The 16429-nt window shown below is 74.2% G+C and carries 17 protein-coding genes; 6 read left to right on the forward strand and 11 right to left on the reverse strand.

What is annotated here, in order from left to right; all coding sequences use genetic code 11:
• Positions 1-2: 2 nt before the first annotated feature.
• A complete protein-coding gene (gene rhaI / locus ACW69E_RS05730; protein WP_457497072.1) occupies positions 3-1163 on the reverse strand; it encodes an L-rhamnose isomerase in 1161 nt (386 codons plus the stop codon).
• A gap of 252 nt (positions 1164-1415) precedes the next feature.
• Here rhaI and ACW69E_RS05735 point away from each other — a divergent pair, with 252 nt between their 5' ends.
• On the forward strand, positions 1416-1736 hold the full coding sequence (locus tag ACW69E_RS05735; RefSeq protein ID WP_457497073.1) for an L-rhamnose mutarotase: 321 nt from the start codon (positions 1416-1418) through the stop codon (positions 1734-1736).
• Between the two features lie 137 nt (positions 1737-1873).
• The gene (locus ACW69E_RS05740) at positions 1874-2893 is read left to right on the forward strand and encodes a LacI family DNA-binding transcriptional regulator (protein WP_457497224.1); all 1020 of its coding nucleotides are present in this window, start codon (positions 1874-1876) and stop codon (positions 2891-2893) included.
• 273 nt (positions 2894-3166) lie between these two features.
• On the opposite strand, the gene ACW69E_RS05745 is transcribed toward ACW69E_RS05740, so the two are convergent.
• Positions 3167-4294, reverse strand: coding sequence for an FAD-dependent oxidoreductase (locus ACW69E_RS05745; protein WP_457497074.1), 1128 nt, complete (start codon positions 4292-4294; stop codon positions 3167-3169).
• Between the two features lie 75 nt (positions 4295-4369).
• On the opposite strand from ACW69E_RS05745, the gene ACW69E_RS05750 reads away from it, so the two are divergent.
• Both ACW69E_RS05750 and ACW69E_RS05755 read left to right on the forward strand, forming a co-directional pair.
• A complete protein-coding gene (locus ACW69E_RS05750; protein WP_457497075.1) occupies positions 4370-4792 on the forward strand; it encodes a secondary thiamine-phosphate synthase enzyme YjbQ in 423 nt (140 codons plus the stop codon).
• A gap of 140 nt (positions 4793-4932) precedes the next feature.
• Positions 4933-5988, forward strand: a complete 1056-nt coding sequence (locus tag ACW69E_RS05755; RefSeq protein ID WP_457497076.1) for a lactonase family protein — start codon at positions 4933-4935, stop codon at positions 5986-5988.
• A gap of 91 nt (positions 5989-6079) precedes the next feature.
• On the opposite strand, the gene ACW69E_RS05760 is transcribed toward ACW69E_RS05755, so the two are convergent.
• The 4 genes from ACW69E_RS05760 to ACW69E_RS05775 form a co-directional block, all read right to left on the reverse strand.
• A complete protein-coding gene (locus ACW69E_RS05760; protein WP_457497077.1) occupies positions 6080-7072 on the reverse strand; it encodes a hypothetical protein in 993 nt (330 codons plus the stop codon).
• Positions 7073-7225: 153 nt separating this feature from the next.
• Positions 7226-8242: an N-acetylglucosamine kinase gene (locus ACW69E_RS05765; RefSeq protein WP_457497078.1), complete on the reverse strand. Its 1017-nt coding sequence runs from the start codon at positions 8240-8242 to the stop codon at positions 7226-7228.
• Positions 8239-8916, reverse strand: coding sequence for a uracil-DNA glycosylase (locus ACW69E_RS05770; RefSeq protein WP_457497079.1), 678 nt, complete (start codon positions 8914-8916; stop codon positions 8239-8241). The genes ACW69E_RS05765 and ACW69E_RS05770 overlap by 4 nt, the downstream gene beginning before the upstream one ends.
• A gap of 89 nt (positions 8917-9005) precedes the next feature.
• Positions 9006-10085, reverse strand: coding sequence for an NADH:flavin oxidoreductase/NADH oxidase (locus tag ACW69E_RS05775; RefSeq protein WP_457497080.1), 1080 nt, complete (start codon positions 10083-10085; stop codon positions 9006-9008).
• Positions 10086-10234: 149 nt separating this feature from the next.
• Between ACW69E_RS05775 and ACW69E_RS05780 the strand changes: the two genes are divergently transcribed.
• Positions 10235-10594, forward strand: a complete 360-nt coding sequence (locus tag ACW69E_RS05780; protein ID WP_457497081.1) for an ArsR/SmtB family transcription factor — start codon at positions 10235-10237, stop codon at positions 10592-10594.
• A gap of 21 nt (positions 10595-10615) precedes the next feature.
• Here the strand turns inward: ACW69E_RS05780 and ACW69E_RS05785 are convergent, their stop codons facing one another.
• Positions 10616-11317, reverse strand: a complete 702-nt coding sequence (locus ACW69E_RS05785; protein ID WP_457497082.1) for a DUF305 domain-containing protein — start codon at positions 11315-11317, stop codon at positions 10616-10618.
• Positions 11318-11516: 199 nt separating this feature from the next.
• Here ACW69E_RS05785 and ACW69E_RS05790 point away from each other — a divergent pair, with 199 nt between their 5' ends.
• Positions 11517-13001, forward strand: a complete 1485-nt coding sequence (locus tag ACW69E_RS05790; RefSeq protein ID WP_457497083.1) for an LVIVD repeat-containing protein — start codon at positions 11517-11519, stop codon at positions 12999-13001.
• Positions 13002-13092: 91 nt separating this feature from the next.
• Here the strand turns inward: ACW69E_RS05790 and ACW69E_RS05795 are convergent, their stop codons facing one another.
• The 4 genes from ACW69E_RS05795 to ACW69E_RS05810 form a co-directional block, all read right to left on the reverse strand.
• Positions 13093-13752, reverse strand: coding sequence for a TetR/AcrR family transcriptional regulator (locus ACW69E_RS05795; RefSeq protein ID WP_457497084.1), 660 nt, complete (start codon positions 13750-13752; stop codon positions 13093-13095).
• A 171-nt stretch (positions 13753-13923) separates the two neighbouring features.
• Positions 13924-14628: an HAD family hydrolase gene (locus tag ACW69E_RS05800; protein WP_457497085.1), complete on the reverse strand. Its 705-nt coding sequence runs from the start codon at positions 14626-14628 to the stop codon at positions 13924-13926.
• Positions 14622-15326, reverse strand: a complete 705-nt coding sequence (locus ACW69E_RS05805; RefSeq protein WP_457497086.1) for a phosphatase PAP2 family protein — start codon at positions 15324-15326, stop codon at positions 14622-14624. Before ACW69E_RS05805 ends, ACW69E_RS05800 begins: the two co-directional genes overlap by 7 nt.
• 116 nt (positions 15327-15442) lie before the next feature.
• Positions 15443-16387, reverse strand: a complete 945-nt coding sequence (locus ACW69E_RS05810; protein ID WP_457497087.1) for a M56 family metallopeptidase — start codon at positions 16385-16387, stop codon at positions 15443-15445.
• Positions 16388-16429 lie beyond the last annotated feature (42 nt).

A 16429-nucleotide genomic window follows, 5' to 3' on the forward strand; every position in this document is an offset into this window, starting at 1 on the left:
CCTCACGCTCCCCAGCCGGCCTGGCGGCCGTCCTTGCGCTCCTCGGTGATCCGCTCGGCCCATCCCGAGCGGTGGTAGGCCGCGACCGGGTCCGGGGCCAGGCCCATCTCCTCGCGGACCTCGGCCAGCAGCGGCCGTACGTCGGTGTTGTAGGCGTCCATCAGCACGGCGTTGGCGGCCAGTACGTCGCCGGAGGCCTGGGCGGCCGACAGCGCGTCGCGGTCGACCAGCAGGGCCTTGGCGGTGGCCTCCTGGACGTTCATCACCGAGCGGATGATCGCGGGGATCTTCGCCTCGATGTTGTGGCACTGGTCGAGCATGAAGGCGGTCCGCGGCCCGTAACCGCCCCCGCGCACCACCTCGTACATGATCCGGAAGAGCTGGAAGGGGTCGGCCGAACCGACCATCAGGTCGTCGTCGGCGTAGAAGCGGGAGTTGAAGTCGAAACCGCCCAGCTTCCCCTCGCGCAGCAGCACGGCCACGATGAACTCGATGTTGGTGCCCGGGGCGTGGTGGCCGGTGTCCACCACCACCTGCGCCTTCTCGCCCAGCCTCAGGCAGTGGGCGTAGGCGGTGCCCCAGTCGGGGACGTCGGTGGTGTAGAAGGCCGGCTCGAAGAACTTGTACTCCAACAGCATCCGCTGCCCCTCGCCGAGCCGCTCGTACACCGTGGCGAGCGCCTCGGCCAGCCGCTCCTGACGGGCCCGTACGTCGTCCTGGCCCGGGTAGTTGGTGCCGTCGGCGAACCACAGCTTCAGATCGCGCGAGCCGGTGGCGTCCATGATGTCGACGCACTCCAGCAGGTGGTCCAGCGCCTTGCGCCGCACGGCCGCGTCGGGGTGGCAGACACTGCCGAGCCGGTAGTCGTCGTCCTGGAAGACGTTGGAGTTGATCGCGCCGAGGGACAGGCCGCGTTCCTTGGCGTAGTCCGCCAGCGCGGCGTAGTCGTCGACCCGGTCCCAGGGGATGTGCAGCGCCACGGTCGGCGCGACGCCGGTGTGCGCGTGCACCCGGGACGCGTCGTCGAGCTTCTCCCGCGGGGTGCGCGGGACGCCGGGCTGCGCGAAGACCTTGAAACGCGTTCCTGAGTTGCCGTAGGCCCACGAGGGCGTCTCGATGGCCTGTTTCCTGAGGGCCGCCTTCACGGCGGACACGGCGGTCATGCGTCAGAGCTCCCGGGGTCCGGACGGCTTCATGAATCGTTTCATCGCCGGAAAGCTATGAGGGCCCGCCGGGAGTGTCAAGGGGCAGGGCTGGTTGAGGGCCCGGAAGCCCGGCACTTCCCGGGCATTCGGACTTTTCCGTCCGCGCTCCATTGACGAGGGAGGGGGAGCGACCCTACCTTCGTGCGATCTCCATGAAACCTTTCATGGAGAAGATCAGGGCCGTCCACGGCTTCCCGCGAGGAGGAACGCGTGCAGCGCGTCTGCTTTCTGCTGAAGGTCCGCGCCGACCGGCTGACGGAGTACCGCGAGCGGCACGCCGCCGTCTGGCCGGAGATGCTCGACGCCCTGAGCCGCAGCGGCTGGCACAACTACTCGCTCTTCCTGCGCGAGGACGGCCTCCTCGTCGGCTACCTGGAGACCGAGGACTTCGCCGCGGCCAGGGCCGCCATGGAGGCCACGGACGTCAACGCCCGCTGGCAGGCGGAGATGGCAGGCTTCTTCGAGTCCCCGGACGGCGCGCGGCCGGACGAGGCCATGCGCCCGCTCACCGAGGTCTTCCACCTCGACTGACGGCGATGACGCCCGTGGTGACGCCGCGGGCTCCGCCGTGCCCCGGGCTCCGGGGCGGGTGCGTAGCATGGGCGCGCGGTCCCGGGCCGGGCGCCGCGGACAGCAGGAAACGGGAGACGGTCGGGCTCGTGGCGCGCATGGTGGGCATCAAGGACGTGGCACGTCAGGCGGGGGTGTCGGTGGGGACCGTCTCCAACGTCATCAACCGGCCGGAGATGGTCGCCGAGGAGACCAGGACCCGGGTGCAGACGGTGATAGCGCAACTCGGCTATGTACGCAGCGAGTCGGCGCGGCACCTGCGGGCGGGCCGCAGCCGGATCATCGCCCTGCTCGTGCTGGACATGGCCAACCCCTTCTTCGCCGACGTCGCCTCCGGAGCGGAGCGGGCGGCGCGTGAGGAGGGGCTCGGGGTGATGCTGTGCAACAGCGCGCAGAGCCCGGCGGAGGAGGCCGACTACCTCTCCCTCTTCGCCGAGCAGCGGGTGCGCGGCGTCCTGGTCACCCCGGCCGACACCTCCGGCCGGAACCTGGCCGAATTCCGCCGCCACGACATCCCCTACGTCGTGGTGGACCGGGTACTGGACAGCGCGGACGAGGGCTGCTCGGTCTCCGTCGACGACGTCACGGGCGGATCGCTGGCCGCCCGGCACCTGCTGGCACAGGGCCACCGGGAACTGGTCTACGTGAGCGGGCCGATGCATCTGTCGCAGTGCCGCGACCGGCACACCGGCGCGCTGGCGGCCCTGGCCGAGGCGGGACTGCCCCACGGCGCGCTGCGGCGGATCGAGGGCGAGCGCCTCGACGTGGCGGCGGGACGGGACGCCGGCGCCAGGCTGCTGGGGATGACGCCCAGACCGACGGCGGTGTTCTGCGCCAACGACCTGCTCGCACTGGGGGTGCTCCAGGCGCTGTTCGCGGCCGGGGTCTCGGTGCCGGGGGAGATCGCCCTGGTCGGCTATGACGACATCGAGTTCGCCGCGGCGGCGGCCGTACCCCTGACATCGGTACGGCAGCCCGCCTTCCGGATGGGGCGCACGGCCGCCGATCTGCTCATCGAGGAGACCGGGGAGGCGGCCGCCGAGCACCGGCACCAGCGGATCGTGCTCCAGCCCGAACTGGTCGTCCGCGACTCCAGCATCCCCGCGCCGCGTCACTGAGCCGCGGCCGCTTTCGCCCCTCGCGCGGCGACGCCGCCTCCCCTGGGACGGGAGAGGCGGCGCCACCGGGTCGTCGCCCGCCGTTCGGTCAGACGAGCAGGCCCACGGAGTGGACGAGGCCGGCGAGCAGACTGGTGATGAGGTCCATCGGGAACTTTCTCCTTGTACGTGTCGGGACGGATCCCCCGTCTCCCGGTGGGACTCCGGGCCGGGGGAAGCGGTGACGCTCCGCGGCGTGTCACTCGCACAACGTGAGCATCACGTGTCCCGCGGTCACCGCGCAGCCGTTTCCCCCGCCGCCACGCCTACGGGTGATTCCCCGGATGTCTGTTCGCCCTCCGAGGGGTGGTCGAGGAGGCCCCGTACCGCACGGACCGCGGCCCGGCCCGCACGGCTCGCGCCGACGGTGCTCGCCGAGGGGCCGTAGCCGACCAGATGGATCCGCGGATCGCGCACCACGCGGGTGCCGTCCATGCGGATGCCGCCGCCCGGCTCGCGCAGCCGCAGCGGCGCCAGGTGGCCGATGGCGGGACGGAAACCGGTGGCCCACACGATGCTGTCCGCCGCGACGAAGCGCCCGTCGTCCCACTCCACGCCGCCGGGAGTGATCCGGTCGAACATCGGCAGGCGCCGCAGCACCCCGCTGTCCCGGGCGCGCCGCATCTCCTCGGTCATGGGCAGTCCGGTGACGGAGACCACGCTGCGCGGCGGCAGTCCCCCGCGCACGCGCTCCTCGACCAGGGCGACCGCCGCACGCCCGCGCTCGGCGTCGAACGGCCCCTCGGTGAAGACCGGTTCGCGGCGGGTCACCCAGGCCGTGGCGGCGGCGGCCGGCGCGATCTCCAGCAGATGCTGCACGGCGGAGGTTCCGCCGCCCACGACCACCACGCGCTCGTCCGCGAAGGCGTCCGGCCCGGGGTAGCGGGAGGTGTGGAACTGGCGGCCGGCGAAGGACTCCTGACCGCGCACCCGGGGCCAGTAGGGGCGGTCCCAGGTGCCGGTGGCGCTGATCAGCGCCCGGGTGGCCCACACCCCGGCGTCGGTCTCCACCAGCAGCCGTCCGTCCCCGGCCTCGCGCACCGCGCGCACCCGCACCGGGCGCCGCACCCGCAGGCCGAAGGCGCGCTCGTAGTCGGCGAAGTACCCGCCGATCACCTCGGAGGAGGGGCGACGGGGATCGGCGCCGGTCAGCTCCATGCCGGGCAGGGAGTGCATCCCGTGCACCCGGCCGTAGGTCAGGGTGGGCCAGCGGAACTGCCAGGCCCCGCCGGGGCGCGGGGAGCGGTCCAGGACGACGAAGTCCCGGCCGGGCTCGTACCCGGCGCGCCGCAGGTGGTAGGCGCTCGACAGCCCCGCCTGCCCGGCGCCCACGACCACGACCTCCACCTCCGGGAAACCCATACCCCCGCCAACCACGGGCGGGGCCGGATGCTTCCCGATGCCTTCCCGGGCGGGGGCAGGCCCCAAGATGGAGTCATGAGCGATCGCTTCAGCACCCGCACCCTGCACATCACCACCGGCTCGGACGAGACCGTCGCCGACCTCACCCGCGAATGCGAGGGTTTCCTGGCCGAGGTCGCCGGCGGCCGCGACGGGCTGCTCAATGTCTTCGTACCGCACGCGACGGCCGGCATCGCGGTCATCGAGACCGGGGCGGGCAGCGACGACGACCTGCTGGCCGCGCTGCGCGACCTGCTGCCCGCCGACAACCGTTGGAGCCACCGGCACGGCAGTCCCGGCCACGGCCGCGACCACGTCCTGCCGGCCCTCGTCCCGCCGCACGCCACCCTGCCGGTGATCGGCGGACGGCTGGAACTGGGCACCTGGCAGTCGGTCTGCCTGGTGGACACCAACGGCGACAACCCCGACCGGCGGGTGCGGCTGTCCTTCCTGGGCTGACCGAGCCGCCGAGTCCGGGACAAGGCGGACAGGAAGACTGGGAGCCCTCCCAGTCTGGTCCAGGCCAATGCTACGGTCGCCCCCGGCGCCCGGAACGGGGCAGCGCTTCGAGCAGGACCGAACGGGAGAGGGGCGGCGCAGTGGACGGTGCGGGCGGCGGACGGCGGGCGTACATCGGGTCCTACACCTCGGCGGGCGGACGCGGCATCACCACGGCCGCCGTCGATCCGGACACCGGGGCGCTGACGGTGCTGCACCACACGGACGCGGTGCCCGACCCCTCCTACCTCGTGCCGGGACCGGGCGGGGGGATGCTCTACGCGGTGAGCGAGACCGAGGACGGCCGTGCCGCCGCGCTGTCCCTGGCCGACCCCGACCGGCCGAGCCCCGCCGGGGCGCCGGTGTCCGTCGAAGGCTCCGGCCCCGCCCATCTGACCTGCGCGGCCGGACAGCTGATCACCGCCAACTACACGTCGGGGAGCGTCAGTTCGCTGCCGCTGCGCCCCGACGGGACTCTCGGCGCGCAACCGGCCGTACTGCCTCACACCGGCAGCGGGCCGGTGGACGGGCGGCAGGAGGGGCCGCACGCCCACGCCGTGGTCGCCGACGCCTCGTGGCGCTGGCTGCTGGCGGTCGACCTCGGCGCCGACTCGGTGTGGGTCTACCGCCTTGACCACACCGCGGCCGCGCTCCGCCCGCACGGGCGGACACCGCTGCGCCCCGGCAGCGGACCCAGGCATCTGGCCTTCCATCCGCGCGGCGACCGGGCGTACGTCGTCAACGAACTGGTCTCCACCGTGGTCTGCTGCCGCTGGGACCGGGCGAGCGGGACCCTGGAGCCCGCCGGGGAGGTCGGCACGCTGCCGGCGGGTTCCGGATCGGAAGGGGAGAACCACCCCTCGGAAGTGGTGGTCTCCGCCGACGGCCGCTGGGCCTGGGCGGCCAACCGCGGGCACGACAGCATCGCCGTACTGGCCCTGGAGCCGTACGGCGACGGTATGGAGCTGGTCACCACCGTCCCCTGCGGCGGGCACTGGCCGCGCGACCTGGCCCTGGACCCGGCCGGGCGCAGGCTCTACGCCGCCAACGAGCGCTCGGGTGACGTGACCTGGTTCGATCTCGACCCGGACACCGGGGTGCCGCACCGGGCGGGCTCGATCCAGGCTCCTGCCGCCACCTGCGTCGTCCTCGGCTGAGGGATCCGGCCGGGAGACCGGCCGGGGCCCGGCCCGCCGTCCGGCCGCCGTGCGGTCCGCGACCCGGCGGGCCGCAGGGGGAGGGCCCGGATCAGTGGGCCTGCGCCCCCTGCGGCGACCGCTGGGCGATGCCGAGCTTCGCGGCGTAGGTGGAGGCCACCAGCCTGCCCACCGCCGTGTAGGAGCCCAGCGGCCCGGCGGCCTGGCAGTCGGCCTCCCGTACCGCGGACTCCAGCAGGCCCTCGGGGATCTCGGGGCCGATCAGGCAGGGCGCCAGGGCGAGCTGCCGGGAGCCGGCCTCGCGGAGCTGCTCGGCGGCGCGGGTGACGGCGCCCTCCTCGTCCAGCCCGGCGGACAGCACCGGCACCGCCAGGCGCGCGGCCAGCAGCATTCCGGTGATCCCGGCGGCCTGCACGGCCTCCTCGCCGCCCATGGCGGCCAGGATGATGCCGTCGGCGGCGGTGGCCACGGTGAACAGCCGGGCGCGGTCCGCCCGGGCCAGCCCGGCCTCGGAGAGCTTGACGTGGACGGCCTCGGCCAGCAGCGGGTGCGGGCCGAGCACATCGGTCAGCTCGGCACCGGAGCCGCTCTCGAGCACGGCCTGGCGTATCCGCCGCATCTGCGCCCCGTCGGGCCCGGCCAGCAGGGGGACGACCACCGCGAGCGGGGCCTCCTCGATCCTGCGGCGGGCGGCCTCGGCCTCGGCCTCCACCTCGGCGGCCTCCGCGCCCGCCTCCACCGCCTCGGCGGCGGCGGCCTCGACGGCGGCCGTCGCCGCGGCGGCCCGGGAGGAGCGGTCGGCCGCGGCCTGCGTCAGCACGGTCCGGAGGGCGGGGAACTCGCCGTCGTCGCCGTCCACGAAACCGACCCGGGCGTCGAGGCCCGGCAGCTCGGAGCGGGCGATGCTCAGGATCTCCTCGGCGAGGCTCCGGGAGGTGCCGGAGGGCACTCCGGGGACGGCCAGCACCAGAGCGGGCGCACCCTCAGGCGCTATGGCGGGCTGAGGCCGCCGGTGCCGTCCGGGCTGTCGGGGACGCGGCATTCGTACGGGCAGGCCGTTCGCGGGCCCAGTGGGGGTGCTCATGGCGCCGCATGCTAATGCCTTGGCGGGTTCGGCTGTTCGGGCGGGGCGGAGGAGTGCCGGTCTGTCCCCTTTTCTCCCGCGCGTCGCGGTGACGGCTTTGTTCCGCTGTGTCACCGGTCCGTGCCGGCCGGCACGCCCGGTTCCGCGGCCGTCTCACCCGATGTGGAGGAGCGCCGGGTCCGGCGGCAACCGCAGCGCGTCCCGGGCCAGCCCGCCGGCCAGGAGCAGGGATCCGGCCAGGGGGTCTCCCGCCGCCGGGACGGTCCGGGCGTGCGGCAGCCGTGCGGCCAGCTCCCGGCGCAGGGGAGCGAGCAGCGGTTCGCCGATCCCGAGAAGCCCGCCGGTCAGGGCGACGAGGCTGCCCTCGGTTCCGGGGCAGACGGCGGCGGCGCTCTCGGCGATGTGGACGGCCGCCTCCCCGACGACACGTGCCGCCACCGGGTCCCGGTCGGCGCAGCCGGCCACCTCCGGGGCGAACGAGGCGAGCACCGCCGGGCGGTCGGTGCGCGGATACAGCTTCCCCGGCAGGGAGGCCACGGGACCGAAGACGGCCTCGGCGCGGGCGAGCAGCGCGGCCGAGCCGCCCGGCCGGCCGTCGTGGGCACGCATCGCCGCCTCCAGGCCGGCCCGGCCGATCCAGGCGCCGCCGCCGCAGTCGCCCAGCAGGTGACCCCAGCCGTCGGCACGCCGCCAGGAGCGCAGGTCGGTGCCCGTCGCGATCACCCCGGTTCCGGCGGCGACCACGGCGCCGGGCCGCTCGCCCAGCGCGCCGGCGTACGCGGTCACGGCGTCGGCGGCCAGGGCCACGCGCCGGGCGCCCAGCTCCCGGGTGAACGCCCCCGGCAGCTCGGTGCGCAGTTCGCCGCCGAGCGTCGCCATGCCCGCCGCCCCCACGCACACGGTGTCGATCCGGAGTCCGGCCGGGCCCGCCGCCGCGGTGTCCGGTTCGGCGGCGGACAGCAGGGAACGGGCCCGGGGCAGCACCAGCTCCAGCAGATGGGCCGCCTCGATGCCCGCGGGGCCGGTGCGCACCGGACGGTCGCAGGCGGCGGTGCCCACCGGGACCGGCGCCGCCGCCGAGCCGTCGCTGCCGGCCCGGGCCAGGGCGAGGCGCAGCCCGGATCCGCCCGAGTCCACCCCCAGGATCCAGGGGGCCGGGCGGCCCGTCACGGCAGGCGCCAGTCGACCGGCTCCCCGCCCTGCCGCACCAGCAGCTCGTTGGCCCGGCTGAACGGGCGCGAACCGAAGAAGCCGCGGTCCGCCGACATGGGGGAGGGGTGGGCCGACTCCACCGCCGGGTACGCCTCCAGCAGCGGCCGCAGGTTCCGGGCGTCCCGGCCCCACAGGACGGCCACCAGCGGCTTGCCGCGCGCGGCAAGCGCCCGGATCGCCTGCTCGGTGACCTCCTCCCAGCCCTTGCCGCGGTGCGCGGCGGGCCGGCGCGGCGCGGTGGTCAGCGCCCTGTTGAGCAGCAGCACGCCCTGCCGCGTCCACGGGGTGAGATCACCGTTCGAGGGCCGGGGCAGCCCGAGGTCGGCCTGCAGTTCCCGGAAGATGTTCTCCAGGCTGCCGGGCAGCGGGCGCACCTCCGGGGCGACCGAGAAGCTCAGCCCGACGGCGTGGCCCGGTGTGGGGTACGGGTCCTGGCCCACGATGAGGACCCGTACGTCGTCGAAGGGCTGCTGGAAGGCGCGCAGCACGTTCGGTCCGGCGGGCAGATAGGTACGCCCCGCGGCGATCTCCGCGCGCAGGAAGTCGCCCATCGCGGTGATGCGCCCGGCCACCGGCTCCAGCGCCTTGGCCCAGCCCGGTTCGACAAGTTCACTCAACGGTCGTGCTGCCACGGGCGGTCACTCTACTGGGTCGGCCCGCCGCCGCTCAGCCGGTCGCGCCGACCGCCACGGGCCGTACGGCCCGCGGCGGTGACCGGACGTCAGACGGCCCAGGCGTACTGACCGGGCAGGCGCACGGGGCCGGCGCCGAGCGCCCGTGCGGCGCGCAGCGCCCAGTGCGGGTCGCGCAGCAGCTCCCGGCCGAGGAAGACCGCGTCCGCCTCGCCGTTCGCGATCGTCTTCTCGGCCTGCTCCGGTTCGGTGATCAGGCCCACCGCCGCCACCGGCAGCCCCGCCTCGGCCCGGACACGGGCGGCCAGGGGGATCTGGTAGCCGGGGCCGACGGGGATGCGCGCCCCCGGTACGGCGCCTCCGCTGGAGACGTCGAGCAGGTCCACGCCGTGCTCGCGCAGCAGTGCGGCCAGGCGCACGGTCTCCTCGGGGCTCCAGCCGCCCTCGGTCCAGTCGGTCGCCGACACCCGGAAGAACAGCGGCAGGTCCTCGGGCCACACCTGCCGCACCGCGTCCACGACCCGCAGGGCCAGCCGTGTGCGGTTCTCGAAGCTTCCGCCGTAGGCGTCCGTGCGCCGGTTGGAGAGCGGGGAGAGGAACTCGTGGAGCAGGTAGCCGTGGGCGCCGTGGATCTCGGCGACCTCGAAACCGGCCGCCAGCGCCCGCCGCGCCGCGTCGGCGAACCGGCCGACCACGTCGTCGATCCGCTCCCGGTCCATCTCCTGGGGCACCGGGTGGCCTTCCGCGAAGGGCAGCGCGCTGGGGGCGACCGGCTGCCAGCCGCCGTGCCCGGCGTCCAGCGGGGCGCCACCGCGCCAGGGGGCGTCGGTGGACGCCTTGCGGCCGGCGTGGGCGAGCTGGACGCCGGCCACGGCGCCCCGCTCCTTCACGAAGTCCGTGACCCGCCGCAACGCCCGGACCTGCCGGTCGTTCCACAGCCCCAGGTCGCCGGAGGAGATCCGGCCCTCGGGGGAGACGGCCGTGGCCTCCACCATGATCAGCCCGGTGCCGCCGGTCGCCCGCGCCGCGTAGTGGGCCAGGTGCCAGTCGCCCGCGACGCCCGCGTCCTCCCCGGCGGGTTCGGCGCTGTACTGGCACATCGGCGACATCCAGACGCGGTTGGGCACGGTCAGCGAACGCAGGGTGTACGGCTCGAACAGGGCGCTCACGGAAGGCTCCTCGTCGGTTCGGGATCGGGTCGGGGCCGACCGGGGGCCGACCGGGGCCCTGGACGCGGGTATCCGATCGGCCGGGCTTATACGATAAGCGTCGTAGTACGTTGCGTGTCAAACTACGATGCCTTTCGTAGTATGGGGGCGTGACGCCCCGAGCCCAGACCCCGAACACCGCCCGAGAGCTGGAGCACCCGGCCGCGCGGGAGATCCGGCTGGAGGAGGTCCTGCACGCACTCGCCGACCCCGTGCGCCTGCGGATCGTCCGAGCCCTGGCGGCGAGCGGGGAGGAGATGGCGTGCTCGCTCTTCGACCTGCCGGTCAGCAAGTCGACGACCACCCACCACTTCCGGGTGCTGCGCGAGAGCGGCCTGATCAGCCAGAACTACCGCGGCACCGCGAAGATGAACACCCTGCGCCGTGACGACCTGGAGCGGCTGTTCCCCGGACTGCTGGACAGCGTGCTCGCCTCGGCGGCCCGGCAGGAGGAGGGGCGGAGCGGCTGAGCGCCGCCCCGCCGCGGCCCGTCAGGACATCGAGCGCATCCGGTTGATCTCGGCCGTCTGCTGGACGGCCACGTCCCCGGCCATCTCCTGCACCTGGGTGTCACGGCCGTCGGCCGTCACGTCCTTGGCCATCGTCACGGCGCCCTGGTGGTGGGCGATCATCAGCTTCAGGAAGAGCCGGTCGAAGTCCTCGCCGCGGGCCTGCCGCAGCTCGTCGAGCTGCTCCTCGGTCGCCATGCCGGGCATCGGCGCGCCGCCGTGGCCGTCGTGGTCCCCGTGGCCGCCGTGCTCTCCGTCGTCCTCATGGCCGCCCTCGGCGCGGCCGTTGCGCTTGAGCCAGGAGCGCATCGCCGAGATCTCCGGCCCCTGGGCCGCCGCGATCCGGTCGGCGAGCCGGCGCACCTTGCCCGATCCGGCGTGCTTCTCGGCCAGACCGGTCATCACCAGCGCCTGCTGATGGTGCTCGATCATCCCTGTGACGTAGGAGAAGTCCGCGGCGTTGGGCCTGCCCCGCCGCGTCTCCCCCGCCTTCCGGGCCTCCTCGGCGGAGAGCGTCTCGGCGGCCTCGCCCGGCCTGCCGGGCGCGATCACGGAGGGGCCGCCGCCGGGGGCCGCCTCGCCCGAGCCGTCCTCGCAGCCGGTCAGCACGGCCAGCGCGGCCAGTGCCGCCAGCGCGGACGCGAGCGCACGGGCGGACAACCGGGATCTGTGACGGTCTGTCACTCTTCCTCCTGTGGCAGGGGTACGCCAGTCGACCCGATCCTGACACGGGACGCTCCGGCGTGCCCGGGTCCTGACACGCAGAGACCCGGCACCGTGTTCGTATTCCCCTGTCGGCGCGGGTGTGTAAGGAGTCATACTGCCCGAGTCCGTGAGCCGCCCAACTCGGGGCGGAACCAAGCGGATCGACAGGGAGGAAGCAGTGACGTCGTTGCCCAGACCCCGTGCGCGGCGCAGACACCTCGGCGCGGCCGCGGCCGTACTCGGCCTGCTGTCCACGCTCCTGGCCGCCGGACCGGCGGTGGCGATTCCCGACCCCGGTGACTCGCCGGCCACGTCCGGGAAGGTGTCGAAGCAGGACCGCACGGAAGCCGAGGCCGCCATCGGGAGCGGCGGGATACCCGGCGTGGACGAGGTCGTCCACAGCCGGAACGTCTCCCATCTGACCAACCTGCCCAAGGGAGCGCTCAAGAGCCTCAACACCGACCTGGCCTTCCAGGGACGCTACGCCTTCGCGGGCAACTACGACGGCTTCACCGTCTACGACATCAGCCGCCCGAAGTCCCCCAAGGTCGTCAGCCAGGTCCTGTGCCCGGGCAGCCAGAACGACATCTCCGTCTCCGGGAACCTGCTCTTCCTGTCCACTGACTCCTCGCGCAGCGACGACTCCTGCAACAGCACCGCCCAGTCGCCGACGGAGAAGAGCTCCTGGGAGGGCATCAAGGTCTTCGACATCAGCGACAAGCGGAACCCGCGGTACGTCGCGGCCGTGGAGACCGCCTGCGGCTCGCACACCCACACGCTGGTGCCCGACCGCGGGGACGTCTACGTCTACGTCTCGTCCTACTTCCCGGACGAGTCCTTCCCCGACTGTCAGCCTCCGCACGACGGGATCTCCATCGTGAAGGTGCCGCGCGAGGCTCCCGGGGAGGCGGCGGTGATCGACTTCCCCGTCCTCTTCCCGGACGGCGGCAACCCCGGCCCGCCGGAGAACCCGGTCGCCATGGTGCCCACCACCGGCTGCCACGACATCACCGCGTTCCCCGACATGAAGATCGCGGCGGGCGCGTGCATGGGTGACGGCATCCTGATGGACATCTCGGACCCGGCCGCCCCCCGCGTCATCGACCGCGTCCAGGACAACGAGAACTTCGCGTTCTGGCACTCGGCGACCTTCAACGAGAGCGGCCGCAAGGTCGTCTTCACCGACGAGCTCGGCGGCGGCGTCGGCGCCACCTGCAACGCGGAGGTCGGCGACAAGCGCGGCGCCAACGGCATCTACCACATCACGGGCAAGGGCGACCAGCGCAAGCTGGTGTTCAAGAGCTACTTCAAGATCCCCCGGCACCAGGCCGACACCGAGAACTGCGTGGCCCACAACGGCTCGCTGATCCCGGTCAAGGGCCGCGACATCATGGTGCAGGCCTGGTACCAGGGCGGAGTCTCCTTCTGGGACTTCACCGACTCCACCAGGCCCCGGGAGATCGGGTACTTCGAGCGCGGCCCGTACTCCGACCCCGACACTATCGGCGGCTCGTGGTCGGCGTACTACTACAACGGCCACGTCTACTCGAACGACATCCAGATGGGCTTCGACGTCCTGCGGATCCGGGACCCCCGCACCGCCGGCGCCGAGCGTGTCCGGCTGGACGAGCTCAACCCGCAGACCCAGCCCGACTACCGCTGATCCGGCCCGGCCCTCGGACCGCTGAACACGCAGGGCCCCGGCGGCACGTGCCGCCGGGGCCCGTCGGTTCCTCCCGTCCGCCGAGGGTCCGTCAGAGCGGGCCCGGCAGCGGCAGCAGTGAGACCTGCCCGGCCCGCTCCCCCAGGGGGATGTCGGGCGGGAACCCGAGCTCCCAGTCCAGCCCGTACCGGGCGAACAGCTCGGCCCGCAGCCTCGCCGGCGGCATCGGCGCCCCGGGCAGCAGCACGGCCACCACCGCCCCCATGAGCAGTGCGCGCAGCAGCGGGTAGTCGGTGTCCGGATCGTGCGAGCCGTAGCCGACGACGGTGTCGCGCAGCAGGCAGGCCAGCCGCTGCTGCTCGTCGCACTGGACGAAACCCTCGTGCTGCAGGATGCCGGCCATATGAGTGCGCATCAGCGTCGGCCGGTCGCGGGCGAGCCCCAGGATCGCGTCGATCGCACGGGCCAGCCCCTCCCGCCCGGCGTCCGGGCCCGCAGGCCGCGGCTCGCGCTCCAGCGCCTCGGCCAGGGTGAGGTGCATCAGCCGGTGGACGGCCGACTGCAGCAGCTGCCGCTTGCCCGGGAAGTAGTACGACACCAGGCCCCGCGCCGCCCCGGCCCGGTCCGCGATGTCCCCCAGGGTCGTCGCCTCGTATCCGCGCTCGTCGACGAGCTCCACCGTCGCCTGCAGCAGCCGCTCGCGGGAACGCCGGCGCAACTCCTCATTGACCGATGCGCTGCGAGGGGACATCCTGTTAACTCCTGCGTTGACTGGCTCAGGGCCAATATACTCAGCGGACTCCGGACGCCGGCCGGCGAGTCACGGCGGTGTCCGGTCGGACGCCGATCTCGGGCGACGCGGGGGATCGCCCGAGATCGGCCCCTCTTTCGGTGCTTCCACACGGTCACCCGCCCGGCTCGCTCAGCCGGTACGGTCCACCAGGTCCAGGACCGGCCGCAGCCCGTCGGGCCGCCGGTCGCGGGGCAGATGGTCCACCAGGTGCACGGCGCAGCCCAGCGCGGCGGCCCCGCCGTCCGCGTGCCGGCTGTCGCCGACCATCAGCGCCTCCCCGGGCGCCACCCCCAGAGCGCGGCAGGCCAGCTCGAAGATGCCGGGGTCCGGCTTCTGGACGCCCTGTTCGAAGGAGAGCACGTAGGAGTCCACCCGGCGGTCCAGGCCGTGGGCCTCGAACACCGGCCGCAGGTCCCAGCCGATGTTGCTCACCACCGCCACCGGCAGCCCCCGCTCCCGCAGCGCGTCCAGGACCTCGGCGGTGTCGGGGTAGGGGTGCCAGGCCTCCGGCCGCATGTGCCTCTCGTAGAGGGCGTCGTACAACTCCGGCCGGGGCAGCGGCACCCGGCGGGCCAGCGCGGTGTAGGCGGCGCGGTGCCGCTCGGCGCCGAGGTCGCGCTCCCGCCACAGCTTCCGCAGGCCGGGAGGCACGGCACGGGGGGAGGCGCCGCCGGGCAGTGCGCCGGCCTCCTCCAGTTCCGCCGCCAGCCGGGCGGACTCGTCATCGGGCAGGGCGATGCCCGCCTCGTCGAGTACGGCGCGCAGCCAGTCCGCCGTGGGCTCGACGCGCAGCAGTGTCCCGGAGAAGTCGAAGAGGACGCCTCTGATCACCATGGAGCCGATCCTTCCGGCCCGTGCCGCTCCGGTCGAGAGGGCCGGGCACCGCGCCCGCTCCACAGCGCCGCCGCCGCGGCGGCCACGGCGAAGCCCAGCAGCCAGCCGACGACCACGTCGGTGGGCCAGTGCACGCCCAGGTAGACCCGGGTGAAGCCCGCCCCGGCGACGCTCACCGCGCCCACCCACACGACGGCCAGGCGCACAGGGCGGCCCGCTCGGCGCAGATGCGCCAGCCACAGCAGCAGACCGCAGGTGAGCGCCGCCGTCATGGCGTGTCCGGAGGGCAGTGCCGCGAAGCTCGCCGAGTCCACCGGATCGCTCCAGCGCGGGCGGTCGCGGTCGAACAGCGCCTTGAGGACCTGCTGGAGGACGGTGCCGGCGATCGCGGCGGACGAGAGCCAGAGCGCCGGCCGGCGCGCGCCGCGCAGCACCAGCCACACGACCGTCACCAGCAGCACGGCCCGCATCGTCCACGGATCCCACACCCAGTCGGTCAGCACCCGGTTGAGCCGTGTCCAGCCGGGCTCGGCCACCGCCGTGCGGTGCAGTTCGGCCGTGACGTGCGCGTCGAGGTCCAGCAGCGGGTCCCATCCCGACAGGACGAGCACGGTGAGCACCGCGGCGACAGCGGTGCACAGCGGGGCGGCCAGGCAGGAGAGGGAACGCGGGGAGGGGCAACGGGAGGAGCGGGCCATGCTGGAGAGAATCGCCACTGGGCGGCGGTCCAACCGCCCGGTCGACGGGTTGGCCGGTCGAGGGGGCGCGCGCCGCGGCGCACGGGCGGCGGCCCAGCGCTCTCAGCCCAGCGCTCTCAGCCCAGCGCTCTCAGCCCGGGGGCGAAGGCCACCAGCAACGGCACCATCAGCACCAGGGCCGCCAGCGCGGTCATCCGCAGCCGCCGGACCACCGTCAGCCGGGGAGCGGCCCTCAGCAGCCGGTCGACCCGCTGCGGCACCTGTGCGCCGGAGTGCGCGGCGTGCGGGTCGAACACCCCGCGCTCCTCGTTGAGTTCGACCAGTGCCAGAGCCACCGCCAGCCGTCCGCAGCGCCGCGAGGCGACGTCGTCGGCCGCCAGCTCCACCAGCCGGTGCACCTGATCGCGGAACGCACGGAAGACCGGTACCCGCGGGAAGCCGGCGGCGAGCGCGGAGGAGCAGTTCAGCAGCCAGTCGTGACGGGCCCGCAGATGTCCCTGCTCATGGGCGAGGACGGCGTCGAGCCTGCGTCCTCTCAGCCGGCGCAGCGCCGCGGTGGTGACCACCAGCCGGGGCGTGCTCCCCGGCAGCCACCAGGCGTCCGGGCGCTCGCTCTCCAGCACCACCAGCCGTTCACCGGAGGCCGGTTCCTCGCCGGGCAGCAGCGGCGCGCGGGCGAGGAGTTCGGCGCGCCGGGCGCGCCGCCGGGCGCGCGTGTGGCGGATCTCCCGGGTGAGCATCGCGGCGGTCCACAGGCCACCGCAGGCGAGCACCACAGCCACCACCGCGGGCCAGGACTCGCCGAACGCGCTGAGCCCGTACGCCTCGACGACCCGGCTCGGAGCCGGGGCGAAGACGTGGCCGCGCACCGCCTGCCAGGCCGCCGCGCCGGACAGGGCCATGGCGAGCACGCAGCACAGCAGCACGGCGACCACCACGCACTGCCACACCAGCAGCGCCAGCACCGGCTCGCGGTCCGGCCAGGAGCCGCGGGCCAGCACGCGCGGCGCCGTCGCCGCGATCAGTGCGCCCAGGACGATCAGTGCGAGCGCGACCATCATGGGCGACAGCCTATGAGCCGGAGGCCGCTCGCGCGTCCGGAG

It is taken from the genome of Streptomyces sp. SS8, from assembly GCF_054072955.1.

Excerpts from the sequence above, each read along its gene's own strand:
- ACW69E_RS05745 (WP_457497074.1), bottom strand. The coding sequence starts at position 4,294 with ATGGGTTTCCCGGAGGTGGAGGTCGTGGTCGTGGGCGCCGGGCAGGCG.
- ACW69E_RS05760 (WP_457497077.1), bottom strand. The coding sequence starts at position 7,072 with ATGAGCACCCCCACTGGGCCCGCGAACGGCCTGCCCGTACGAATGCCG.
- ACW69E_RS05750 (WP_457497075.1), top strand. The coding sequence starts at position 4,370 with ATGAGCGATCGCTTCAGCACCCGCACCCTGCACATCACCACCGGCTCG.
- rhaI (WP_457497072.1), bottom strand. The coding sequence starts at position 1,163 with ATGACCGCCGTGTCCGCCGTGAAGGCGGCCCTCAGGAAACAGGCCATC.
- ACW69E_RS05740 (WP_457497224.1), top strand. The coding sequence starts at position 1,874 with ATGGTGGGCATCAAGGACGTGGCACGTCAGGCGGGGGTGTCGGTGGGG.
- ACW69E_RS05795 (WP_457497084.1), bottom strand. The coding sequence starts at position 13,752 with ATGTCCCCTCGCAGCGCATCGGTCAATGAGGAGTTGCGCCGGCGTTCC.
- ACW69E_RS05810 (WP_457497087.1), bottom strand. The coding sequence starts at position 16,387 with ATGATGGTCGCGCTCGCACTGATCGTCCTGGGCGCACTGATCGCGGCG.
- ACW69E_RS05805 (WP_457497086.1), bottom strand. The coding sequence starts at position 15,326 with ATGGCCCGCTCCTCCCGTTGCCCCTCCCCGCGTTCCCTCTCCTGCCTG.
- ACW69E_RS05800 (WP_457497085.1), bottom strand. The coding sequence starts at position 14,628 with ATGGTGATCAGAGGCGTCCTCTTCGACTTCTCCGGGACACTGCTGCGC.